General features: G+C 35.1%; 22 protein-coding genes. 7 read left to right on the top strand and 15 right to left on the bottom strand.

Annotated elements, in window-relative coordinates; translation table 11 throughout:
• Nucleotides 1-205: 205 nt before the first annotated feature.
• The 11 genes from yihA to ILYOP_RS02940 form a co-directional block, all read right to left on the bottom strand.
• A complete protein-coding gene (gene yihA, locus ILYOP_RS02990; RefSeq protein WP_013387036.1) occupies nucleotides 206-796 on the bottom strand; it encodes a ribosome biogenesis GTP-binding protein YihA/YsxC in 591 nt (196 codons plus the stop codon).
• 105 nt (nucleotides 797-901) lie between these two features.
• Complete coding sequence (gene lon, locus ILYOP_RS02985) at nucleotides 902-3,208, bottom strand: endopeptidase La (RefSeq protein WP_013387035.1); 2,307 nt, start codon at nucleotides 3,206-3,208, stop codon at nucleotides 902-904.
• A gap of 4 nt (nucleotides 3,209-3,212) precedes the next feature.
• Entirely contained in the window at nucleotides 3,213-4,463 is a 1,251-nt protein-coding gene (gene clpX / locus ILYOP_RS02980; RefSeq protein ID WP_013387034.1) for an ATP-dependent Clp protease ATP-binding subunit ClpX, read from the bottom strand.
• A complete protein-coding gene (gene clpP, locus ILYOP_RS02975) occupies nucleotides 4,444-5,043 on the bottom strand; it encodes an ATP-dependent Clp endopeptidase proteolytic subunit ClpP (RefSeq protein WP_013387033.1) in 600 nt (199 codons plus the stop codon). The genes clpX and clpP overlap by 20 nt, the downstream gene beginning before the upstream one ends.
• 125 nt (nucleotides 5,044-5,168) lie before the next feature.
• Nucleotides 5,169-6,458 (bottom strand): trigger factor, encoded by a 1,290-nt coding sequence (tig, locus tag ILYOP_RS02970; protein ID WP_013387032.1) that lies wholly within the window; start codon nucleotides 6,456-6,458, stop codon nucleotides 5,169-5,171.
• A gap of 18 nt (nucleotides 6,459-6,476) precedes the next feature.
• A complete protein-coding gene (recJ, locus tag ILYOP_RS02965; protein WP_013387031.1) occupies nucleotides 6,477-8,192 on the bottom strand; it encodes a single-stranded-DNA-specific exonuclease RecJ in 1,716 nt (571 codons plus the stop codon).
• A 7-nt stretch (nucleotides 8,193-8,199) separates the two neighbouring features.
• Nucleotides 8,200-8,553, bottom strand: coding sequence for a 30S ribosome-binding factor RbfA (gene rbfA / locus ILYOP_RS02960; protein ID WP_013387030.1), 354 nt, complete (start codon nucleotides 8,551-8,553; stop codon nucleotides 8,200-8,202).
• A 66-nt stretch (nucleotides 8,554-8,619) separates the two neighbouring features.
• Nucleotides 8,620-10,677, bottom strand: coding sequence for a translation initiation factor IF-2 (infB, locus tag ILYOP_RS02955; RefSeq protein ID WP_245546514.1), 2,058 nt, complete (start codon nucleotides 10,675-10,677; stop codon nucleotides 8,620-8,622).
• A 59-nt stretch (nucleotides 10,678-10,736) separates the two neighbouring features.
• Complete coding sequence (locus tag ILYOP_RS02950; protein ID WP_013387028.1) at nucleotides 10,737-11,261, bottom strand: DUF448 domain-containing protein; 525 nt, start codon at nucleotides 11,259-11,261, stop codon at nucleotides 10,737-10,739.
• On the bottom strand, nucleotides 11,261-12,331 hold the full coding sequence (nusA, locus tag ILYOP_RS02945; RefSeq protein ID WP_013387027.1) for a transcription termination factor NusA: 1,071 nt from the start codon (nucleotides 12,329-12,331) through the stop codon (nucleotides 11,261-11,263). Before nusA ends, ILYOP_RS02950 begins: the two co-directional genes overlap by 1 nt.
• A 20-nt stretch (nucleotides 12,332-12,351) precedes the next feature.
• The gene (locus ILYOP_RS02940; protein ID WP_013387026.1) at nucleotides 12,352-12,828 is read right to left on the bottom strand and encodes a ribosome maturation factor RimP; all 477 of its coding nucleotides are present in this window, start codon (nucleotides 12,826-12,828) and stop codon (nucleotides 12,352-12,354) included.
• Between the two features lie 890 nt (nucleotides 12,829-13,718).
• Here ILYOP_RS02940 and serA point away from each other — a divergent pair.
• The 6 genes from serA (at nucleotide 13,719) to ILYOP_RS02910 (ending at nucleotide 20,046) form a co-directional block, all read left to right on the top strand.
• Nucleotides 13,719-15,311: a phosphoglycerate dehydrogenase gene (gene serA / locus ILYOP_RS02935; protein WP_013387025.1), complete on the top strand. Its 1,593-nt coding sequence runs from the start codon at nucleotides 13,719-13,721 to the stop codon at nucleotides 15,309-15,311.
• A 61-nt stretch (nucleotides 15,312-15,372) separates the two neighbouring features.
• Nucleotides 15,373-16,167, top strand: coding sequence for a sugar phosphate isomerase/epimerase family protein (locus ILYOP_RS02930; RefSeq protein ID WP_013387024.1), 795 nt, complete (start codon nucleotides 15,373-15,375; stop codon nucleotides 16,165-16,167).
• Between the two features lie 105 nt (nucleotides 16,168-16,272).
• Nucleotides 16,273-17,214, top strand: a complete 942-nt coding sequence (locus tag ILYOP_RS02925; protein ID WP_049774845.1) for a 2-hydroxyacid dehydrogenase — start codon at nucleotides 16,273-16,275, stop codon at nucleotides 17,212-17,214.
• 105 nt (nucleotides 17,215-17,319) lie between these two features.
• Entirely contained in the window at nucleotides 17,320-17,910 is a 591-nt protein-coding gene (locus tag ILYOP_RS02920) for an anthranilate synthase component II (RefSeq protein ID WP_013387022.1), read from the top strand.
• Nucleotides 17,904-19,271 (top strand): aminodeoxychorismate synthase component I, encoded by a 1,368-nt coding sequence (gene pabB / locus ILYOP_RS02915; protein WP_013387021.1) that lies wholly within the window; start codon nucleotides 17,904-17,906, stop codon nucleotides 19,269-19,271. The genes ILYOP_RS02920 and pabB overlap by 7 nt, the downstream gene beginning before the upstream one ends.
• 1 nt (nucleotide 19,272) lies before the next feature.
• A complete protein-coding gene (locus ILYOP_RS02910; RefSeq protein WP_013387020.1) occupies nucleotides 19,273-20,046 on the top strand; it encodes an aminotransferase class IV in 774 nt (257 codons plus the stop codon).
• Between the two features lie 89 nt (nucleotides 20,047-20,135).
• Here ILYOP_RS02910 and ILYOP_RS02905 read toward each other — a convergent pair whose 3' ends face one another.
• A complete protein-coding gene (locus tag ILYOP_RS02905) occupies nucleotides 20,136-21,596 on the bottom strand; it encodes an alanine/glycine:cation symporter family protein (protein WP_013387019.1) in 1,461 nt (486 codons plus the stop codon).
• A 270-nt stretch (nucleotides 21,597-21,866) separates the two neighbouring features.
• On the opposite strand from ILYOP_RS02905, the gene ILYOP_RS02900 reads away from it, so the two are divergent.
• Nucleotides 21,867-22,466, top strand: a complete 600-nt coding sequence (locus ILYOP_RS02900; RefSeq protein WP_013387018.1) for an HAD hydrolase-like protein — start codon at nucleotides 21,867-21,869, stop codon at nucleotides 22,464-22,466.
• A gap of 59 nt (nucleotides 22,467-22,525) precedes the next feature.
• Here ILYOP_RS02900 and citF read toward each other — a convergent pair whose 3' ends face one another.
• The 3 genes from citF to citD form a co-directional block, all read right to left on the bottom strand.
• Nucleotides 22,526-24,067, bottom strand: a complete 1,542-nt coding sequence (gene citF, locus ILYOP_RS02895) for a citrate lyase subunit alpha (RefSeq protein ID WP_013387017.1) — start codon at nucleotides 24,065-24,067, stop codon at nucleotides 22,526-22,528.
• A gap of 42 nt (nucleotides 24,068-24,109) precedes the next feature.
• Complete coding sequence (locus ILYOP_RS02890; protein WP_425364867.1) at nucleotides 24,110-24,991, bottom strand: HpcH/HpaI aldolase/citrate lyase family protein; 882 nt, start codon at nucleotides 24,989-24,991, stop codon at nucleotides 24,110-24,112.
• A gap of 94 nt (nucleotides 24,992-25,085) precedes the next feature.
• Nucleotides 25,086-25,346 (bottom strand): citrate lyase acyl carrier protein, encoded by a 261-nt coding sequence (gene citD, locus ILYOP_RS02885; protein WP_013387015.1) that lies wholly within the window; start codon nucleotides 25,344-25,346, stop codon nucleotides 25,086-25,088.
• Nucleotides 25,347-25,408: the final 62 nt, after the last annotated feature.

Below are 25,408 nucleotides of genomic sequence, written 5' to 3'. Positions count from 1 at the left end.
TGCACAAACCTCTAATTATAAGCCTTTTAGATATTTAACTATACCACTAGTCATAGCTACCCCAGTTATATTAACTTGTTTGCTTTACTACGACTTTGACCACTCTATTTTTAGGCATAATTTTAATATCCTCTCTAAATAAAATTGAAATATAAACTTTTTTATTTTTCAATTATATCAAATTTTTATATATTTTCAAAGTCTTTTATATCCCATTTTGCAGAACTGTTTCCACGTAATTCAATATCTCCTCTTTACCTGTGTGATTGAGAGCTGAATGAAAAAAGACATCTGAATTGTCAAATACAAGTTTTTTCTTTATATTCTTTAAATTTTTAAACTTTTCATTATTAGAAAGTTTATCTACCTTTGTAAAAATAATCTTAAATGGAATTTCATAGTGTTCTAGCCATTTTAGCATATTGATGTCATCTTCACTTGGTATTCTTCTTATATCCAACAGCACAAAAACCAACTTTTGTCTGGCTGAGGCCAAATATGTTTCCATAGTTTTTCCCCACTCTTCTTTCATGATCTTAGGAACCTTTGCAAAACCATATCCAGGTAAATCTACAAAAAAGAACTCTTTATTTATAATAAAATAATTTATAAGCTGAGTCCTTCCAGGTGTTTTACTCGTTTTGGCCAGTTTCCTTCTGCCTGTTATACTGTTTATTAGCGAAGATTTCCCTACATTCGATCTTCCTACAAATGCAAACTCATAAGAAGCCACTTCCTCTGGGTAATCTTTTTCAAATACAGCTGATTTTACATAATCCGCTTGTTTAATGTTCATTTTATCCCCTATACCTCCTTTCTAAGTATCTTTACAATTTCTCTTATATCAATTCTAGTGGTAGTCGTCCCTTTAAATGTAAAAAGGGGAATTCTCCCCTTTTTACTATTTCTCAAAAACTAATTTCTCTACCTCTTCATAGTTTTTAACAAAGTTAAATTTCATATCTTTTGAAACCTCTGAAGGTATTTCAGAAACATCAGATTCATTTTCAGCAGGAAGAATAACTTCTCTTATACCGACCCTGTGGGCCCCTATAACCTTTTCTTTTATACCTCCCACTGCAAGGACTTCACCTGTTATGGTGATTTCTCCAGTCATTGCCAGATCTTGTCTTACTCCTCTTCCAGAAAGAATTGAGATAATTGTCGTTGTTATTGTGATACCAGCAGAAGGTCCGTCTTTTGGAGTAGCTCCTTCAGGGAAATGAAGGTGAATATCTTTCTTTTCGTTAAAGTCAGCTTCTTCAATTCCAAAATCCTGTCCCTTGGCTCTTACAAAGGTATAGGCTACATGAGCAGACTCTTTCATGACATTTCCTAGAGTTCCTGTCAGGGAAAGCTTTCCCTTTCCAGGCATTGATACTCCCTGTACCTCAAGAGTAGTTCCACCTACTGCAGTCCATGCCAGACCGTTTACCACTCCGACCTTATATTCTTTTTCTCTCATTTTTCCAGGTCTAAACTTTACTTTACCCATATATTTTTCAAGATTTTTTATATTTACAACTACTTTTTTCTTATCTGTATCCACTATCTCCTTGGCAATTCTTCTAAAGAGTCTAGATATCTCTCTCTTTAATGTTCTTACCCCGGCTTCTCTAGTATATTCGTCTATTATTCTCATAAGAGCTCTGTCAGATAGTTCAAGTGTTATATTATTTAATCCATTTTCATTTTTAGCCTGTTCTATAAGGTATCTTTTTGCTATGTGAAGTTTTTCATACTCAGTATATGACGAAAGACTTATTATATCCATCCTGTCTCTAAGAGGTGCAGGTATAGTTCTTAGGTCATTAGCCGTAGCGATGAAAAATACGTCTGAAAGATCAAAAGGCATATCCACATAGTGATCCTCAAAATGCTTGTTTTGCTCAGGGTCTAAAACTTCAAGCATTGCAGAAGCAGGATCTCCCTTAAAGTCACTAGACATTTTATCTATTTCATCTAAAAGAACAAGAGGATTTTTTGACTGAGCATCTTTTAAGGTTCTTATTATTCTACCAGGCATAGATCCTATGTAGGTTCTTCTGTGTCCTCTTATGTCAGCTTCGTCTCTGACTCCTCCTAGAGAAACTCTTGCAAATTTTCTACCCATAGCTGATGCTATTGATTTTGCAAGGGATGTTTTCCCTACACCAGGAGGCCCTACAAGACAAAGTATACTTCCTTTCATTCCAGGATTGAGTTTCTTTACAGAAAGATATTCTAAGATTCTTTCCTTTACTTCTTTAAGGCCGTAGTGATCTGCTTCCAATACTTCATGAGCCTTTTTCACATCAAGTATATCTTTTGTTTTTTTATTCCAAGGAAGTTCTGCTATAGTCTCAATATAAGTTCTTGAAACTGTTGATTCTGCAGAAAATGCAGGCATCTTAGTCAGTCTAGAAAGTTCCTTTTCAACTTTCTTTTTCGCTTCCTGAGGAAGTTTTGCTTTTTTTATCTTTTCCTTTAGTTCCGCTATGTCATCATCTTCAAAGTTTTCACCAAGCTCATCCTTCATAGCATTTATCTTTTCCTTTAGATAGTATGATTTTTGGGCTTGATTCATTTTTTCTTTGACTTTACTGTCTATTTTTTTCTCTATTCCAGCTATTTCGATCTCTTTTGATATTATATCTATAAGCAGGTAGCCTCTTTCCTCTGTGTCGAAAGTTTCAAGAAGCTTTTGCTTTTCTTCACTTGTTGTCTGAAGATTTGATGCCACCAGATCAAAGGCCTTTTCAATATCAGTAAGTCCTCTTAAGTTTGCAATAAGATCTGGCAGTATTCTGCTGTTCATTTTTGCATATTTTTCAAATATATCAATTACTTTTCTGTAAAGGGCTTTTCCCACTACAGGATCAAGCTCTTTTGTTTCTACTATTTTGTAAGTTGCAAAATACGAATCTCCCTCTTCTACAACATTTTTTAAAGTAATTCTTTTCTGAGCTTCTACGAGTACTTTAATAGTGTTATTTGGCATTTTTACCGTCTGAAGTACATTTGCCAAAACTCCCACACTGTGAACATCTTCAGGAAGTTCAGGTTCCTCTTTAAGGAAATCCTTTTGCATACAAAGAACTATCTTATTTTCATTTAACATTGCCTTTTCAAGGCTATTTATACTTATTTCTCTTCCCACAAAAAGTGGAGTTATTATTCCTGGGAAGATAACTAAATCTCTCGTGGGTATAAACGGTGTCTTAATCATTGAGTTATCCCTCCTTTTTTACAATAACAGCTTCTTTGCTGTTGCTGACAGCTCCCTCAGTTATGATTATTTTTTCCACATCTCCGCTAGATGGAACTTCATACATAAGAGCAAGCATAGTGCTTTCTAATATTGACCTTAGACCTCTGGCACCAATTTTTCTATCTATAGCCATATGTGCTATTCTCTTAAGCGCATCTTCTTCAAATTCAAGTTTTACTTCTTCAAACTCAAAAAACTTTTTATACTGTTTTATGATGGCGTTTTTAGGCTCGACAAGAATACTTATAAGGGCATCTTCATCTAAATGTTCAAGGGTTGTGAGAACAGGTAATCTTCCTATTAATTCTGGTATAAGACCATGTTTTACAAGATCTTCTGGTAAAACCTTTGATAGTGTCTCATCCTCAGATTCTTTGGAATCGTATTTCATATCTGCACCAAATCCTATTACCTTTTTCTTAGTTCTGGACTTGATGACTTTATCTAGACCCTCAAAAGCTCCTCCTACTACGAATAGGATATTAGAGGTATCTATCTCAATTAATTCTTGGTGAGGATGCTTTCTTCCTCCCTGAGGTGGAACCTGTGCCTTTGTTCCCTCTATTATTTTCAGAAGTGCCTGCTGCACTCCCTCTCCCGACACATCTCTAGTTATAGAGGTATTCTCGGATTTTCTGGCAATTTTATCTATCTCATCTATGTAGATTATTCCTCTCTCTGCTGCGTCTACATCATAATCTGCAGCCTGGAGTAGTCTTACAAGCACGTTTTCTACATCATCCCCTACATATCCAGCTTCTGTGAGTGTAGTTGCATCTGCTATTGCAAATGGAACATGAAGAGTCCTTGCAAGAGTCTGTGCAAGTAACGTCTTACCTGAACCTGTAGGTCCTATAAGAAGTACATTTGATTTTTGAAGTTCTACATCTGATTCTTCTCTTTTGTCTTTATGAAGGATTCTTTTGTAGTGGTTGTAAACAGACACAGCTAGTACTTTTTTTGCATGTTCCTGTCCTATTACATATTCGTCGAGGCTCGTCTTTATCTCCTTTGGTTTTAAAAGGTTGATTTCAGAAAAGTCCTCTCTGTCATAGGGAAGTGCATCTATTGAAAAGTCTAACATCTCTACGCAAGCCTCTACACACTCATTGCAAATAAAAGCTCCTCCTACACCTGCTATAAGTTTTGCTACTTCTCCCTCTTTTTTTCCACAAAAGGAGCATCTAGTTTCCTTATCCATTTTTTTCTTCACCTCTTGTCCCTTTAAATACATGATCGACCAATCCGTATTCTTTTGCTTCATAAGGGTTCATGTATTTATCTCTTTCAGTGTCTTCCATTACCTTGTCAAAAGGCTGGCCTGTGGTTTTGGAAATTATCTGTGATGTGAGTTCTTTCATCTTTAGTATCTCTTTTGCCTGAATGGCGATATCCGTTGCCTGTCCTCTGGCTCCACCTAAAGGCTGGTGTATCATTATTCTCGAGTTTTCCAGGGAGTATCTTTTCCCTGGAGTCCCTGCAGTCAGAAGAAGTGCACCCATACTTGCTGCCTGTCCTATGCACACCGTCTGTACATCAGGTTTAATATAATTCATAGTATCATATATTGCCATTCCCCCGGTAATTACCCCGCCAGGACTGTTAATATACATGATAATGTCTTTTTCAGCATCTTCGGCCTCTAGAAACAAAAGTTGCGCCACTATGGAGTTAGCCACACGGTCATCTATTTCAGTTCCCAAGAATATAATTCTATCTCTTAAAAGTCTGGAGTAGATGTCATAAGCACGCTCTCCTCTACCTGTGTTTTCTATTACTGTTGGATTATACATTATTATCCCTCCTTAATCAGTAGCTAAAGCCACAAGTGACCCTCTTGTCCCTTAAGCTGCTCATTATATAAAATCAGTTTATGAGTTTATAGGGCAGAATAATCTGCCCTATAACTTTTAAAAGACTACTTGGCGTTATTTACGATAAAGTCCATTGTCTTTTGGATTCTTGTGTCTATTTTTACGTTTTCTTTAAATGTGTTTAAGTTTCCTGCTTTTGTTAATTCTTCATTAAGTTTTTCAGTATCCATTCCGTACATTTTAGCTACTTCTTCCATTTTATCAGCAAGTTCTTCATCAGAAACTGTGATATCTTCAGCAGTTGCTATAGCATCTAAGATTACATCTAGCTTAACTTTTTGAGCTGCCATTGGTCTAAGCTGCTCATTCATTTTTTCCATTGTTACACCTGACATTTTTAGGTACATATCAAGTCCGATACCTTGTGTAGAAAGTTGCTGCTCCATCTCAGTGATTCTTCCTTTTATCTCTCTTTCGATCATTGAGTTAGGTAAAGCCATCTCTGTATTGTCAACTACTTGTTGAAGAAGTTTTCCTCTATATTCATTTACAGTTCTAGCTTCTTCTCTTTCTTTGATTTCTACAGCTTTCTTAGCTTTTAAGTCCTCTACAGATTCAAATCCTTGAGCCTTTGCAAATTCATCGTTAAGTTCTGGTTTTTCCATAACTTTAACTGCATTTACTTTTACTTTGAATAAAGCTGGTTTACCTGCAAGGTTTGGTGCATGGTAATTTTCAGGGAAAGATACATTTACTTCTCCCTCTTGTCCTGCTTCATATCCTACTAACTGCTCTTCAAAGTCCCCTATGAACATTTTAGAACCTAATTTTAGCATATGTGAGTCAGCTTTTCCACCTTCAAATGCTTCTCCATCTATAAACCCTTCAAAGGCAAGGTCTAAAGTGTCATCTATTTGAGCTTTGTATCCTTCAGGAGCATCTGCAAGTTTTGACTCCTTTTCTATCATAAGTTCGATCTCGCTGTTTAGAACTTCGTCGTTCATTTCAAAAGTTTCTTTTTCAGCTTCTAGACCTTTGTAGTTTGCAACTTCAAACTCAGGATAAACGTCTACTAGGAATTTTCCTACATACTTTTCATCTTCTAATTCTACATTAGCTGAATTTACAAAGTTTACTGGTTTTAATCCAGTTTCCTTTAATACAGTCTCATAGTGTGCCTGAAGTACTTTTTCAGTTACTTCTTCTTGAATAACCTCTTTGAATTTAGATTCAATTGCCGAAGAAGGTGCTTTACCTTTTCTGAATCCAGGAACATCAGCCTTTCCAGCTAGATTTTTTATTACTTCATCTTTGTACCCCTTAACTTCTGCACCTTCTAGTACTAAAGAGATCTCAACAGTAGAGTTTTCAAGTTTCTTAATTTCGTAATTCATCAATTTCCTCCTTATTTATTATGTAAAAATATTATAAAAATTATCTTTTACTTTAAAATCCTTGATTCTGATCTGAAGGGTTTCATCACCCTTATAATATACCTTTTCAGGATAATAGGCTATATCAAATCTCAGAAGCTTATACTCCTCTTCATCTATCTTAGAACCGAGATCAAAGGCCACGGCAGAATATCTCTTACCGTTCTTTTTTATAAAAGTTTTAAAGTGTCTGTTTTCAACACCGAATTTTTTAAGATTCTCAAATTCAAGACCTTCATCAAGAAAAATAGGGTGTTCATTTTCTAGCCCGTAGGGTGAAACCTGTTGTAAATCTGTTAAAATGTTTTCATCTATATTTTCAATAGAAAAAGTTCCATCTATTTTTAAAGTTTTTATCTCTTTTTTCTTGCCAGGTACTTCAAGGCATCCTTTTAATCTCTTTTCTATCTCATCAAGATTAGAAGTTCGAGCTATAAAACCAGATGCCAGATCATGGCCTCCAAATCTTAATAACTTATCTGCCATCTCCCTGAGTATATTGAAAATATTTATTCCCTCTATACTTCTACAGGATGCTTTTCCTATCCCGTCTTTTACAGCCACAAGGACTACAGGGACATGATATTTTATCGATAGTCTCGACGAGACTACACCTATTACACCGGGATGCCACTTAGAAGATTTTAGGAAAAGATACTTAAAGTTCTTATCCTTCATCTTTTGAATTTCTTCATCTATCTCATTAAAAATAGTTCTTTCTAACTCTCTTCTCTTTTTATTAGATTTCTTCATCTCTTCGATGATATTATATATTTCAAAGTCATCTTCATTTATAAAGAAGTCTGCCCCCACCTTTGATGTGCCTATTCTGCCAAGAGAGTTAAGAAGTGGCGATATAAAAAAGCTCACATCAGTAGTGGTTATATCTTTATTCTGAAGCCTCAGATATTTCATGAGATAGACTAGACCTTTTACCTTTGTTTTTTTTATTACTTCAAGACCTTTTCGTATTATAATCCTGTTTTCATCTATCATAGGTACTACATCTGCCACAGTTCCTATCATAACTATATCAATATACTGATATAGTTTATCAAGATTTTCTCCTAAAGTTATGTATACAGCTTGAGCTACTTTAAGAGCCACTCCTGCTCCAGCTAAAAACTTAAACTGATATTTTTCGCTGAATTTAGGATTGATTATCAGCAGCTGTTCGTCACCTTTTTCCTTGATTATTTTGTGGTGGTCAGATATTATCACATCTATACCTAGTTTATTAGCATACTGCACATCTTCTATAGAATTTACTCCTGTATCTACAGTTATGACAAGTTTGCCATTTTTATCATTAATATAATTGATAGCCTTTCTGTCTAGACCGTATCCCTCTTCCATCCGGTTTGGGATATAGTAGTCCACATCTATTCCTATCTGCCTAAAGACCAATACCAGAAAAGTGGCTGCTGTTATTCCATCTACATCATAGTCCCCGTAGATAAAAATCTTTTCACCTTTTCTTTTGGCATCGATTATCTTTTTGACAACTTCATTCATCCTTTCAAAATCAAAAGGATCTCTAAATTTATCAATGTGGGGATTGAGGAAATCCTTTAATCTGTCTTCGGTGTTTATTCCTCTGTTGAGGAGAAGTCTGGAAAGGCATTTTGATACATGCCATTCCTTAGACTTAGAGTCCACCAGGGACTCCGCCACATCACTATATTCCCACAACATACAACCACTATTCCTTTACTTCATTTAGTAGTTTTGAAATTTTAACTGCATGTTCTATACTGTCATCTAAATGAACTCTTACTTCAGGTACAAATCTGATTTTTATCTCTTCACCGATTCTTTTTCTGAAATATCCTCTTGTTTCATTAAGGCCTTTTAGTACAGTTTCTCTATTTACAGTCTGCCCTGCCATAGGAAGAACACTAAAACTAACATCCACAAACTTCAGGTCCTGCGTCACCCTTACATGAGTAACAGAGACTATTCCTTTTATTTTAGGATTTTTAAGTTCTCCAAACAAAACATTAGAAATTACCTTTGTCATCTCTTTTTCAATGGCAGCAATTCTTTGTTTTTTCATGATAACACCCTCTTTCTCTAAATAACCATAGAAAGCTTCAGAAGATGCATTCTCCTGCTACTAAGTTTATTTTAAAGTTCTTTTTATTTCAATGACATCAAAGGCCTCGACGATATCTCCTTCTTTGATATCATTGAAGTTTTGAATGTTTAGTCCACATTCTTGACCAGCAACAACCTCTTTGACATCATCTTTGAATCTTTTTAGTGAATCAAGTTCCCCTTCATAAACTACTACTCCATTTCTAAGGAGTCTTATGTTAGAGTCACTCTTCACCTTACCGTCTACAACTATACATCCTGCTATATTTCCGATTTTACTTACTTTAAATATCTTTTTGATCTCTATTCTTCCCTGATAATTTTCTCTGAATTCAGGGTCTAGCATTCCTGTAAGAGCTTTTTCTATATCCTCAGTAATATGATAGATGATATTTGATGTTCTTATCTCTACCCCTGAATCTTCTGCTCCTCTAAGGGCCTTTGTTGTAGGTCTTACATGGAAACCTATGATGATAGCATCTGAGGCTTCTGCTAGTTTTACGTCACTTTCTGTTATAGCTCCTGACGCAGCCTGTATTATGTTTACTGCAACTTCATCAGTAGAAAGTTTATGAAGAGATTCTTTTAGAGCCTCTACAGAACCTTTTGAATCAGCTCTTAGTATTAGATTAAGTTCTTTTATATTTGAATCTTCCATGTGCTGAGAAAGTGATTCAAGAGAGATAGACTTTCTAGATACTTCTGATATCTTTCTTGCCTTGGCTACTTCCTCTACGATTCTTCTAGCATGCTGTTCATTTTGGATTACATATACTACGTCTCCTGCTTCTGGAACTATGTTAAATCCAACGATCTCAGTAGGTTGAGCAAGACCTATAGATTCTGCTCTTTCCCCTCTGTCACTCATTAGAGCTCTTACTTTACCTTGAGCCTCTCCAGCGACGATGACATCTCCTATTTTAAGTTCACCTTCCTGTATCAGAACGTCGGCTATAGGTCCTACTTTTGGATCTAGTCTAGATTCAAGGACTATACCTTTAGCTCTTTTCTTAGGATTCGCTTTTAATTCCAATATCTCTGCAGTAAGAAGGATTGTTTCAAGAAGTTCGTCAAGATTTAGTCTTTGCTTTGCCGAAACTTCTACGAATTCTACATCTCCACCCCATTCTACAGATACTAATCCGTGTTCCATAAGCTCTTGTTTTACCCTTAGAGCATTGGCTTCAGGTTTATCTATTTTGTTTACTGCCACAATGATCGGTACTTTTGCAGCTTTAGCATGGGATAATGCTTCTATTGTCTGTGGCATTACTCCGTCATCTGCTGCTACTACAAGGATAGCTATATCTGTAACCTGGGCTCCCCTGGCTCTCATATCTGTAAAGGCCTCATGTCCTGGAGTATCTACAAATGTGATCTTCTTACCATTTTTTGATATCTGGTAGGCACCGATTCTTTGAGTGATTCCTCCAGCTTCTCCATCTGCTACATTAGTCGCTCTAAGTGCATCTAGAAGTGAAGTCTTTCCGTGGTCAACGTGTCCCATTATTGTGATTACAGGAGGCCTTTCCACAAGATCAGATTCTTTGTCCTCTAATTCAAGGTCAAACTTCTCTCCGAATTCCATTTCTACTTCTTCTTCTATCTCTATAAGTGCATCATATTCGACAGCCATCTCTTCTGCTAATTCTAAAGACATAGTGCTGTTAATTGTAAGCATCTGCCCTTTAAGGAAAAGTTTTTTTATAATTTCTGTAGCATTGATTCCAAGCTTTTCAGCAAATTCACCAACTGTGATTTCACCTCTTAACTTTACTATTTTCATTCCGTCTTCTTCTAAGACAATTTCTTCTACCTCTTCAGCTTTTTTTACGGTAAAATCAGATCTTCTACCTTTCTTCTTTTTAGAAGTTTTTGTTTTTCCTTTTTCCTCTTTATCCTTAGAAGATTCTTTGGCTGCTCCTTTACTTCTTTTTTTCTTTTTTTTCTTTGAATTTGTATTCTCTTCTGACTCAAGATACTCTTCTATCTCTTTCACAGCTTCATCACTCAAACCAGAAAGATGTGAAGAAACCTCCACTCCCATTTCATGAAGAAGATTTAAAAAATCCTTATTTGACATATCATGCTTCTTAGCTAATTCATGTACTCTTGTCTTCAATAATAACACCTCCAGTACGTTTACTCCATGAGACCACGTGCCACTTTTTTATTTTTTACGCCTATAACATTAATCTCAGCTTTACCAAATACCTCTCCAAGCTGATTTTTATTACCATAATGGATATACTTTATCCCTTGTTCTTTCGCTTTTGAAATTATCTTTTTATCATTTTTTTCACTGATGTCTTCTGCAATTATCAGAAAATGAACTTTTTCTATATCTTCAAAAACCATATTAATTCCAAATGTCAGAAACTGAGAACTTTTCATTGCATTTAATATTCCCATATAGTCCTTACTGTTTTTTTTAAGGTCATCTACCATCTTAGTTAATTCAGAAATGTCCATTTTATATTTTCTATGTTTTAACAATCTTTTCACACATTCGTGAGTTCTGCAGACATAGCTTCCACGAGACTGAATTTTCTGTTCTCTATCATAGATAAATTCACCGTTTTTTTCCACAATTCTAAAAAGCTGATCCTTAGTTTTTTTACTACGGCAGACAGCACAGGTTCTTTCTGGCAAGTCACTGTTTTTCATTAATTCTCTTCCTCTGCAGCAGCTTCAGGAGTTTTTATGTCAACTCTCATACCAGTTAGTTTCGCCGCAAGTCTTGCATTCTGACCATTTTTACCTATAGCTAGGGAAAGTTGTGATGTGTCTACGATTACTCTCGCTGTCACCTGGTCTTCTAAAACCTCTACGCTCATTACTTTTGCCGGACTAAGAGCTGCAGATACGAACTCTTCTTGGGAATCGAGCCATTCTACAATGTCTATTTTTTCTCCGTTAAGCTCATTTACCACATTTTTAATTCTTAGACCTTTTTGTCCTATACATGCCCCTACAGTGTCAATCTCTTTATTCTCAGAGTAAACTGCCACTTTTGCTCTAGAGCCTGCTTCTCTTGCAACTGCCTTTATTTCTATAAGACCGTCTTCAATCTCAGGTATCTCTAATTCAAATAGCTTTTTCAGTAGTCCCTCATGTTTTCTAGAAATTAATATCTTTGGGAATCTACTTGTTTTTTCCACTTCTACAACATATACTTTAAGCCTGTCTCCTACTCTATATACATCAGATGGAGACTGCTCTACGATAGGAAGCATTGCCTCTATACCATCAAACTCTATAAAGATATTTCTTCTGTCGTCTATTCTTCTGATTATTCCGTTTATTATGTCCTTTTCTCTGCTTTTAAACTTATCAAAGACAAATTGTCTTTCTGCTTCTCTGACTTTCTGTATCACGATCTGCTTCCCGTTTTGGATAGCATTTCTTCTAAACTCTTCACAGTTTACTTCAATTTTTAATACGTCCCCTACTTTTGCTCTCTTTTTTTCTAGAAGGGCATCTTCAAGTATTATCTCACAAGCTGAGTCATAGAGATCTTCCGCTTCTACTACAGTTTTGATCTCATATACTTTGACATCTCCTGATTCTCTGTTGATTTCCACCTCTATAGAGCTATCCTCTTCTCCATAGTGCTTTTTGTATGCAGCAAGAAGAGCCTGCTCTACAGTTTCGATAAGACTTTCTTTGCTTATCCCCTTCTCCTTCTCTAGTTCCGTCAAAGCTTCGAGGAAAACCTTTGCGTCTTTACTCTTCATTCAAATTACCTCCTGAAATATTATAAATCCCCAAATTCGAAGACTAGGTTGGCTTTTTTAACCTCGCTGAAAGGAATCTCTAACTTTTTCCCGTCTGTACTGAGGTAGATGATTCCATTTTCAAAACTAGAGATTTCTCCAGTCCAGTTTCTTGAATCCTCAAGTTTATGCTTAAGGATCAATCTAGCTTTTTCTCCAACAAACCTAATAAAATCTTTTTCACTTTTAAGCGGCCTCTCTATACCTGGAGAAGAAACCTCTAAAAAGAATTTTTTGTCTATAAGGGCGTCTACGTCCTCTTCAATTCTGTTACTTACGTTGGCACAATCCACTAAGGTTATTTCAGCATCTGGCTTCTCTATATATACTCTTACATACCAATATCCTCCGTCTTGCAGATATTCGATATCCACTATATCGAGTCCGAATTCACTTGCAACTGGAGTTGTAAGATCCCAAATCTTTTCCACGATAGCTGCCTTTGCATTTTTTTCCATATCTTGTGATTTTCACCCCACTTCCAAAAAAACTATAAAGAAAGAGTGGGCCTTAACCCACTCTTTCCAACTTCGACATATTTACATTATCCGTGGTAATTATAGCACAAAAGACAAAAAAAATCAAACCTTATCACCATTTATCTCTTCTGATTATTTACTAACCTAGTAAACTTTAGCCTTTTAAAAAAAGAAAGTCAAATTCTAAAAATTTTATTTTCTACAAAACATATTCTTAATGAGCTTAACAAGAGTTTTCCGCTAGTCAAAAAAATAAAATATTACTCATTATTTCAGCAGGAACGATCTCGAATCAACGTTATAAATATAACACTGCTGACAACACTTCAGACCAAAAGTAAATCTCTTTAATTAAAAACAAAGTATTTGTACTCAAATGAATATAAAGAAAAGGAAAAAATAGAATCTTTGCAGAAGAATATATAAAAAATCATAAAAAAAATTAATTAAAATTTATATTTCATAATTATAAAAAAATGAATTTAATTACACTCCTACTTTTATTTAAAGAAAAAGTATTTTATATTCTGATATTTCTATTTCAGAAAAAAAACTTTATCAGGGTCTTTTTTTACTATAAAAATCAACATTTAAATTATTTTTTTCATAAAAAACTTGTATTATTTATTTTTTAAAATACTGAAATTTCCACATCCCACACACTATGCCAAAACCTCATCTAAGCCCGTAAATATTAACTTTACCTAGAATTATTTTATTTTTTGTGATAGTATATCTGAAAGTTACAACAAAAATATTTTGTTATTTTTACAGATCTTTTCATAAAAAATCCAAACATATCAAAATGGGTAATTTGATATGTGGGATAATATAAATTTTATTTTCAACAGTTCAAAGGGGGAATTTAAATGAGTAAATTCAAAGTAATCATTGCAGAAAAAATGGATATAAGGGGAATAGAACTTCTTCAAAATCAATTTGATGTAGACGTCTGTATCGGTATAAGCCGTGAGGAACTTTTAAAAAGAATCCACGATTATGATGCTCTTTTGGTAAGAAGTGCAACTCAGGTAAATGATGAGCTTTTGGAAAAAGCCACCAAACTCAGAATCGTAGGACGTGCAGGAAACGGTACAGATAATATAGATATTCATGCTGCCACAAAAAAAGGTGTAATAGTAGCCAATACCCCAGAAAGTAACTCAATCTCAGCATGCGAATTGGGAATTGCTCTAATGATGGCATGTGCAAGAGATGTTTCAGTTGCTGACAAAGATATGAAGGCTGGGAAATGGAGCAGAAACTCCTTTGAAGGAGTGGAACTATATAATAAAACTCTAGGAATAATCGGTCTTGGAAGGATCGGTTCACTTATGGCCACTAGAATGAAAGCTTTCGGGATGAAAATCGTAGCATACGATCCTTATATTTCTGACGAAAGATTCAGCAGATTTGGAGTAAAAAAAGCTGAAAATTTAGACGATCTTTTAAAAGTTTCTGATTTCATAACAATTCACACACCTAGAACCGAAGAAACAATCGACATGATCAGTTTTGATGAAATAGATAAAATGAAAGATAATGTAATCTTAGTAAATGTGGCAAGAGGTAAAATTGTAAATGAAGATGCTCTTTATCAGGGGCTTAAAGGTGGGAAAATAAGAGGGGCAGGAATAGACGTCCACGCAGTAGAACCGAGATATGAAAGCCCTCTATACGAATTTGACAACTTTATCCCTACTCCTCATATAGGTGCGAACACTTCTGAGGCACAGGAGAACGTGGGTATCGCCATTGCACAGCAGGTATCAAACGGTCTTAACGGAGAGATAGTAGAGACTGCTGTAAACTTACCTGTAATGGAAAGAGAAGGTCTAAAAGATGTCAAGCCATATATCGAGCTAATGGAAAATCTCGGTAAAATTTACTATCAGCTTTACACAGAATCTGTAAAATTCGTAGAGATCAACTACTGGGGAGATGTTTCAAATTTAGATACTCAGATGGCTGACCTAGCCTTCACAAAGGGACTTTTACAGCCTATTTTAGGAAACAGCGTAAATTATGTAAATGCAAAAATAATGGCTGAAAATGCAGGAATAGGAATGAAAGAAAAAAAATTCATAGAGAACTTCGGAAATTATTCCAACCTTGTGACAATAAAAATAACAAACAGTAAGAATTATGTGTTTACAATTTCAGGAACCATCAGTTCAAACGCCGAAGGAAAACTAGTTGAACTTGAAGGATATGACTTTGAGGTAAAACCTACCGAGTATATGCTTTTCGTAAAAAATAAAGATGTCCCTGGTGTAATAGGACACGTAGGAACATTGGCAGGAGAAAAAGGAATCAACATAGCAACAATGCAGGTTGGAAGAAAAACCAAGGGAGACACTGCCATCATGATATTAACTATCGATGAGGAAGTATCTAGCACTACTTTAGAAGAGTTCAAGAAAATGGACAATGTGGTCACTGCAAAGAGTGTTGTTCTTTAATAAATAATTCAAAAGAAGGAAGTCTATATAGACTTCCTTTAGTTTAAAGGAGGAAAATACTATGAAATTCGGATACGCAGCTTCTTCTGGAGAAAAAAATATATTTGATTCTATAAAATACGCCAAAGATAACGGCTTCTCGTCAGTAGAACTAAATGTAAACATGCCTATATTTTTTCCAGAAAATTTTACAGAGCAAGAAAAAAAACAAATAAAAAAATACCGTGAAGATCTAGGAGTAGAGATCACCCTACACGCCCCTGAGGACCTCACACTGCTTCAGCTTCAAAAAGATATAAGAAAAGCTACAATAAAAAGGTTCAAGACAGTTATAGATTTTGCAGGAGATATAGGAGCAACCAGATTAACTATGCATGTGGGACCTGCCGTATGCTTTACCCTCACAGACAGAAAGTCATATCTTGACGAAACCTACCATGACGAATACAAGGTTGTTTTAAAAGAATCCCTTGTAGACCTCGCAGATTACTCTGTAGGTAAAACTATTCTTTGTGTGGAAAACTCCGGACGTTTCCCTGAAAAACTCGTGCAGGAAACACTAGAAGAAGTTTTAAAGGAAAATAAAAATTTATTTCTCACTTGGGATATAGGTCACTCATATGAAAACCTTTATAACGAAGTGGATTTTTTTATAAAGCATAAGGACAGAATAAGAACCTGCCATGTCCATGACAACAATGGAAAAAGTGACCACCAGATAATCGGCAAGGGAAATGTGGATTTTAAAAAACACTTTGATATCATAGGGAAAAAAGATATGACTTATATTATAGAGGTCAGACCCCGTGAGAACGCCCTGAAATCATTAGAAGTTTTTAATAAAATGTCCCTGTAAAAACAAAAAAAGATTTCCTCCTTTGAAATTTCAAAGGGGGATTTTTTATTTATGTTGCTAGAATCAACTTATTTAGGTTATCATTTAATAAAGGAGGGGATATCTATGTTAGTCAGCATATATCTTTGGAAAGAATTAGATCATTTTAAAAATGCAATCGAAAATTTAAGAAAAGAGTTTCCAGAAGTCGATATAAAAACATATTTTACAAAAGATGAAAAAGATTATAAAAATTCAGATGTTATTCTAGCAGTTGATATGACAATAGAAGAAGCCAAAAAAGCTACTAATATGAAGGCAATTTTTGTCCCATATACTGGATTAGATGAATTTCCCCAAAAATATTTAAAAGAAAGAAAAATCAAAATATATCACAGTTATGCAAAGTCAAAATATGTGGCTGAAAGAGCCCTTACCTTGGCCCTCGGAATCATGGGGAAAATCACCGAATATGACAAAGATATGAGAAAGGGTAACTGGGGTCCGAGAACAGGAAACAAAAACCGTTGGGAGACACTTTTTGACAAAAGATGTGCCCTCTTGGGAATAGGACATATCGGGCAAAATATCACAGCCCTTTTAAAACCATTTACATCTGAAATTTACACCTTAGACAGAGGCAAAAGTTATCCTGGAGTAAAAAAATATTTTAAAACAATTGAGGAACTGGCTGAAAACTGCGACGTTTTTTTCGTATCTCTGCCTTTAAATGAGAATACAGAGGAAATAATAGATGAAAAAATATTAGATAAACTCAAAGGAAAGTATCTCATAAATGTAGGACGGGGTAAAACAATTGAGGAAAAAGCTTTATATGAGTCTCTTAAAAATAAAAAACTCAAGGGAGCAGGTATAGAGGTCTGGTACGATTATCCAGACAGAATAAAAAAAGAGTGTTTCCCTTCAAAATACCCTTTCCAAGAATTGGAAAATATTATAATGTCACCTCATATTGCAACCTTTGTAAAAGAGGATGTATGGATTTATTTTGACGATATAATGGAGCAGCTAAAAAGTTATATAAAAAAAGAACTTGAAAATAAATAATTTGCAAATATCACCTCTGCTATAATATAATTCAGATACACTACCATCCCTGGTTTTATCTTAAAATATCAAGGGGTAGATATATATTATTTTCAAGGAGTAACAATGATATTAATGATAGATAATTATGATTCTTTTACCTATAATCTTGTTCAGTATCTTTCACAGCTAGGTGAAAAGGTTGTAGTAAAAAGAAATGATGAGATAACACTACAAGAGATAAAAAAACTTTCTCCAAATATGATAGTAATATCTCCAGGACCCTGCACACCTGACGATGCGGGAATTAGTCTTGAGGTCATAAAAAGATTCAAGGGGGAAATCCCTATACTCGGAATCTGCCTAGGGCACCAGTCAATAGCTCAGGTATTCGGAGCCAAAATTATAAAGGCATCAGAGCCTGTCCACGGAAAGGTTCACGAGATAACTCATAATAACACCGGTGTTTTTAAAAATCTCAATAACCCTCTGAAAGTTACAAGGTACCACTCTCTTATTGTGGAAAAAAAATCCTTGCCAGAATGTCTTGAGATCACAGCTTTTGGACCAAATAAAGAGATCATGGGCTTAAAGCACAAAACCTATCTTATAGAGGGTGTCCAGTTTCACCCTGAGGCAATACTCACAGAACAGGGATTAGAATTGCTAAAAAACTTTTTAAGAGAGTGCTGTAATTTCAGGGGGTACAAATGCTGATAAAAGAACTTGTAACCACTCAAGATGTAGGGAGTCTTTTTAAAAAATTTAAAGAAGACAAATACCCCATTATTTTAGAGAGCCAAAAAGATCCTGAAAAACTGGGGAGATACAGCTTTATAATGTCAGATCCCTTTCTTGTGATAAAATCAAAGGGTAATAATATAGAAATACTAGAAGAAAACAGCAAAAAAAATTTACAGGACAGTCCTTTAGATATTCTTCAAGAACTTCTAGAAAAATACAAGACAGATGAAAAATCTCACATCCCCTTTACAGGAGGTGCTGCCGGTTATCTTTCTTATGACCTCTGCCATCATATAGAGGCTCTTCCAAAATCTGTGACAGACGACATCAATATTCCAGATCTTTTCTTAGGATTTTACGATGGTGTTCTGGCAGTAGATCATTTGGAAAATAAAAAATACCTAATAGCTCACGGGTTTAAAGAATCGGCTGACCAAATAATACAAAAATTAAAAATCAAAACAGAAAAAAAAATAAATCTACACCAAAATAAAACTGATGAAAAAGAAACAATATTTCATAGAAATATGAATAAAAAATCTTATCTCAAATCTATACAAAAGGTGAAAGACTATATCTATTCTGGAGATATCTATCAGATTAACTTCACCCAGAGGTTTCAGTGTAAACTCAATAAATCCCCCTATACAATCTACGAGAGGTTAAGATCCACTAACCCCGCCCCCTTTGCTAGCTATATAAACTTTGGAGAAGGAGAGATAGTCTGCTGTTCTCCAGAAAGATTTATACAAGTAAGAGAAGGGATAATAGAAACCAGGCCTATAAAAGGAACCATCGCCAGGGGGGCCACTTTAAAAGAGGATAAAAAAAATAAAAAAATCCTAAAAGCCAGCGAAAAGGATAAGTCAGAGCTACTTATGATAGTAGATTTAGAAAGAAATGACATAGGAAAGATCTCAGAGACTGGAAGTGTAAAAGTTACTGAACTTTTCAGTATAGAAGAATATTCCACTCTGTTTCAGCAGGTAGCCACTGTTACAGGAAAACTAAAAAAAAATATTTCCACAGCAGATATATTAAAAGCCACCTTTCCAGGTGGTTCCATAACTGGAGCCCCCAAAATAAGGGCTATGGAGATAATAGATGAACTAGAGCCCACAGCCAGAAACATCTACACTGGATCTATCGGTTATATGGGATTTGACGGGAGTATCGATCTGAACATTGTCATACGTACGATTTTGTGCAAAGAAAACACTGGTTATTTCCAGGTGGGCGGAGGAATAGTGTGGGATTCTGATCCAGAAAGCGAATACCAGGAGAGTATTTTAAAGGGAAAAGCTCTGAAAGAAGCTCTTATTTGGAGGGAATAGCATGAACTACTTAAACGGAAAATATACCGAAACTAATTTCTCAGAAGGAGAACTCTATGGAACAGGACTATTTGAGACTATCTGCATCTGCAATAAAAAACCCGAGTATCTTTCAGATCATTATGAACGACTATATAAGGGAGGTCACTCTTTAGACATTTCTTTTGAAATGCCTTACAAAGAATTTCAAGAAATTATCTTGGACTTTATATCAAAATTCGAACTAGATAATTTTGCTCTGAGGTTTACACTCTTGAAAAGAGGAACAGGTTATGACATTTTAATAAACACCAGAAAATTAGCTTACTCAGACGAGGATTACCAAAGGGGTTTTTCTCTAAAAACTTCCCCTTTGAGAAAAAACCCCACCTCTTCTCTAACTTATATAAAGAGCACCTGTTATTCCGACAACCTCATCTCCCTTAAAAATTCAAGGTCTTTAGGTTTTGACGAATCTTTACATTTGAACTTTATAGAAGAGATTTGTGAAGGGGCCATAAGCAACATCTTTTTCATTAAAGATGGAACAGTAAAAACTCCGGCAACAGAGTGCGGACTTTTGCCTGGAATTATGAGAAATAAAGTTATTGAAAAATTAAAAGAAGAAAACATTCCTTATGAAGAAGGACACTACCATCTCTCTCAGCTTATAGAGGCTGATGAGGTTTTCATAACAAATTCCCTAATGCATATAATGTGGGTTAACAAGTTAGATGACAAGATCTACTTTAAAAGAAAAATTACAGATAAAATATCAAATTTTTTTAATAAATAATAAGAGTCGAGAAAAGTTTATTTCTCGACTCTTATTTTATAACTCTAAATATTTTACAAATTTATATGGCTAAGGCTATTATTATCAAATTATTTCTTATCTGTACTTTTTTCAGCAATTCTTTTTTCCCAGAACTCAGCACCTTTGATTCCAAGTTTTTCCGGATGAAATATTGGGGTTTTTATCCCCTGAGAAATTTGATTTTCATAATCTTTTAAACATATCAAAGCCGGTTTACGTAAAAGTATTATGGCTATAATATTTAGCCATGCCATCATCCCTACTCCAATATCTCCTATAGCCCATGCAAGGCTAGCAGTTCTAACGGCACCAAAATAAGTTGCAACTAGAAACAATACTCTGAAGATTGTTATATACTTAGTGTCCCCTTCTTTTTCTATATAAGCCACATTTGTCTCACCTATATAGTAATAAGCCATTATAGTGGTAAAAGCAAAGAAAAATAACGCTACGGCTATAAATATAGTTCCTATTCCTGGAAACACACTGTCTACTGAAGCCATTGTATATGCAGGTCCTATTTCTACTCCAGCAAGATTTTCCACCAGAAACCCTCCCGCTGGGTTATAAGTATTATAATTACCTGTGATCAATATCATAAATCCAGTAGCAGAACAAACAAATAAGGTATCAATATATACCGAAAACGCCTGTACAAGACCCTGTTGAGCAGGATGAGAAACTTCCGCCGCTGATGCTGCATGCGGTCCTGTTCCCTGACCAGCTTCATTTGAATATATTCCTCTTTTTACTCCCCATGATATTGCCATCCCCAGTATACCACCAAAAATTTCATTGGCACCAAAGGCAGATGTTATTATCAGGGTAAATATCCTAGGAATTTCTTCTATATTCATGATCAAAATTATTACTGCCATGATAATATATGCCAGTGCCATAAAAGGAACAATTATTTCTGCAACTTTTCCTATTCTTTTAACTCCGCCAAATACAATAATACCCAAAAGTACGACTATAAGAATTCCAGTTAATGTAGAAGAAATCCCAAAAGCTCCTTTGAATCCAGAAGCAATACTGTTCGATTGCACCCCAGGAAGAAACACCCCTGCTCCTATTATAGTAGCTATCGAAAATAAAACTGCATACCACTTCATCCCCAAACCTTTTTCTATATAGTAGGATGGCCCCCCTCTATACTGTCCGTCTTTTTCCACCTTGTATATCTGTCCAAGAGCCGATTCCACAAACGCAGATGAAGCTCCTAAAAAGGCGATTGCCCACATCCAGAACAAAGCTCCTGGTCCTCCTAATGCTATGGCTGTTGCAACTCCTGCGATATTACCTGTCCCTACCCTACCCGAGATAGAGATGGCAAGTGCTTGAAATGATGATATTCCTTTTTCTGAAGCATTCCCTTTAAACATAAGTTTTATCATCTCTTTTATATGTCTTATCTGCAAAAACCTTGTAACTATGGAGAAGTAAACCCCTATACCAAGACACAAGTATATAAGTGTCTTACTCCATATTATTCCATTTAAAAAATCTACCACACTCTTCAAATTCACTAAATCCCACCCCTTTTTCTTTTTACAATATATAAATTACTACATTTTCGATAAAAATTCCATTTTAATTATTAAAAACAGTTAAAATAAAAATTTAATTTGTTTAATGTTTGTTTTACTATATCAGTTTAAACTGCTAAAAAACAAAGTTTTTTAATTAAATTTATTTGAATTTTACAATATATATTGTAAAATTAAGAAAGAGCATTTTTAACAACAGATTTTCAACCGACTTTCGTACCAATCCTGAAAGAATAGGGAGGTTATACAATGATAAGAAACGTAGTTTTTGATTTGGGACAGGTACTTTTTAAATTCACTCCAAAGCATTATCTAGAAAAAGAATTCAGCCATGAAAAAAGAGATTTAATATACAAAGAGGTTTTCAGAGAAAAGGAATGGGAGGATTTGAGCAGAGGTTTAATAAATCCCGAAGAAGCTGCAAAAAGAATTTCTTCTAAGTCCTCAGTTTCCTACGAGGAAGCAAAAAAAATATTGGATGACAGAAAAAAATATATAATTCCAATAAAAGATAATCTAAAGATACTGGAAAGACTGGGCAACAACGGCTACAAAATATTTCTTTTGGCAGACTTCCATGAGGATCTCCTAGACGAATATCTTTCTGAAATACCGATGCTTCAGCAGGTCTACGGAAAAGTAATATCCTGTAAAATAAATATATTGAAATCTGAAAAAGAGATGTATAACTATTTTTTGAAAAAATACCAACTTATTCCTAAAGAAACCCTTTTAATTGACGATTCGAGTAAAAACATATCCAATGCTGACTATTTCGGCATAAAAGGAATTGTTTTAAAAAAACCAGAGGATCTTTTTAAGGAACTTGAAAAATTAGAAATACTATAACTGAATTTTTATCACAATGACAATAAAAGAATCCGACTTGATAATCAAGCCGGATTCTTTTATTGTTTCATATCTTTTATTACGTCGACCACTGTACCATCTCTATATTCTACAACTGCTACTATCTTATCACCAAACTCGATATCTTTAGGTTTCCCCGTCATAGATTCGGCAATCTGCTGAAGTTCTTCTATTGTTTTTATAGGAAGATTAGAGTCTTTAAATCTTTCAATAAGATCTGTCCTTTTTGGATTTATCGCTATCCCTTTTTCAGTTACAAGAGCGTCTACAGTTTCTCCAGGAGTTGTTACCGTAGTTATTTTATCCTTTAGTACAGAAATTCTAGAATTTACCAGCTGAGAAACTATTATGGAAAGTTTTGATCCTGCAGAGGTATCACTATGCCCCCCAGAACCTCCCATGATTTTCCCATCTGAAGTTGTAGTTACATTGACGTTAAAATTAGCATCCATCTCTGTTGCTCCCAATATAACCACATCCAATTTATTGACAACTGCACCTTTGTTATCAGAATTTGCATACATAGAAGCAGACATAGTTATATGCTCGGGATTTTCCTTTGCAGATTTGATAGCCTCAAGGTCAAAGCACTGAACATCAAAAAGTGATTTAAAAAGCCCGTCTTTATACATATCCACTATATAACCTGTGATTCCACCAGAGGCAAAGCTACCGCATATTTCGTCTTTTTTCATCTGCTCTCTTACCTCTGCAGCTACAGCTAGTGAGATCCCCCCTGCTCCAGTTTGAAAACTCATTCCATCTTTAAAATATCCTGAATCTTTTATAAATTTTGAAGTAAGCGAAGCTATCTTAAGTCCTATTGGATTTTTTGTGATCTGAGTTGTTCCAGAAACAATGCCATTAGGGTCTCCTATGGCGTCTACAACTACAACGTAGTCTATAAGTGTCTGATCAATTTCAAATCGAGGATTTGGATACTCTACCAGGTTGTCTGTTAGTGCTATTGTGATATCTGCACACTGAGCATCAGAATGAGCATAACCCAAGGCCCCACAAGCAGATTTTCCGTCCACTCCGTTTATATTTCCATATTCATCTGAAGTTGGAGCAGCTATAAATGCAAAGTCAACATTTAAATCACCAGACTCCATAATTCTAGCTCTCCCTCCGTGTGTATGCATTACAGCAGGTTTAGCTAGCTTACCAGCTGATATAGCCTCAGCCACAGGTCCAGATATATAAGCTGCATATATCTGTGTCACCACACCATTTTCTATGTGTTTTACCATATCCTTATGACATGGAAATATTGAACTCGCTGCAATAGTTATATCTCTATATCCTCTTTTGGCGATTTCATCCATTACCATATTAAGAACATAATCTCCGTTTCTCAGATGGTGATGAAAAGATAAAACCATTCCGTCTTTTAGAGGCAGCTTATCCATAAGAGTATCCAATCCTCTATGCAACTTGTCGTCGCCTGGTAATATATTTTTAAATTTAAAAGCTCTTTTAAATTTCTCACCTTTACCGGCAAGATAACCGTTATAGTGTCTTACTTCACCATAGCCTTCTATATAATCGGGAATATCTCTTCCCAAAATATTTTTCATATTAAAGCACCTCACATATATATAATTATGTCCTATTTATTATTATTTTATAAGACCTATAAGTCTTGCTACGTCAAGAGTCTGCTTTGCTCTGTTTATAACAGGCAGATCGACCATTTTACCATCTAAAGAAAATACACCTAGCCCCTCTTTTTCAGCTTCATCCTGTGCATACATAACTCTAAGAGCATAATTTATATCTGCCTCACTTGGAGAATATACTTCATGGATTGTGTCTATCTGTCTAGGATTTATGGAAAGTTTACCATTAAACCCAAGACCCTTCACTTTTTCCGTATCTGCTCTAAGTCCGCTATAGTCATTTGTATCGGTAAAAGGAGTGTCTATAGCATCTATCTTCAAAGCTTTACAGGCATTTACAACTTTAGTTCTTGCGTAAAATATTTCTTCTGAACTTTTGGTCCTTTTCACTGCTAGGTCTGCAGCAAGATCTTCTCCCCCCAAAAGTACCGCTTGTATTCTTGAACTTGCTTTTATAGTTTCATACACTGTCTCTACTCCATAAGTGGTTTCCACAAGACAGTGAATTTTTATACTTCCTTTTTCTAATCCCTCTTCCTCTTCTATCTTGGAAAGTTTTTCATCAATAATTTTTACATCTTCAGGGACAGCCTTTGGGAGTAATATAGCATCTGGATTTAGTCTCGCTATTACATCTATATCTTCATCTGCAAATGGAGTAGACAGAGGATTTATTCTAACAACCACTTCTACCGACGAATAGTCATTAACCTTCATAGCCTCCCTTACCAATATCCTTGCTGCATCCTTTTCTGTTAGAGATACTGCATCTTCTAGATCAAGGATTATTGCATCTGCTCCAAAGTCCACAGCAGTTTGAAGCATCCCAGGGTTGTTTCCAGGCATGAATAACATACTTCTTCTAAGTTTCAATTTCAACACCTCTCAAATCATAAGTTACAATTTAAACACAAAATTTTATTAAATGTAAAAACTGCTTGTTCCACAAAAATTAGCCTCTATTCTACAGGACTTTCTACAGTCCTCTTGCAACAGCAGCTTCAATTCTTGATTTAATCGTGTAGTCTAAAGCTCCCTTATCCTGAGCTTTAACTATTACCGAACTTATTCCCATTTCTTGGAGTTTTTCTATTATTACTCTTCTTATATCCTCTCCAAATTGCTTTTCTACGATACTTTCAAGATCAATATCGATTCCATTTTCACCAGGCATAAGCATTACATAAATATCATTGGATTCTAAAGTACCAGCTTTAGAAGGTTTGTTAATAGTCATATCCTTCACCTCTTAAATCTATTTAGTTAAAGTCAATCGACCTCACTTTACTCTAAGTTTAA

It is taken from the genome of Ilyobacter polytropus DSM 2926, assembly GCF_000165505.1.
GTDB lineage: Bacteria > Fusobacteriota > Fusobacteriia > Fusobacteriales > Fusobacteriaceae > Ilyobacter > Ilyobacter polytropus.
This window is presented reverse-complemented; position numbering and strand designations above follow the sequence as displayed.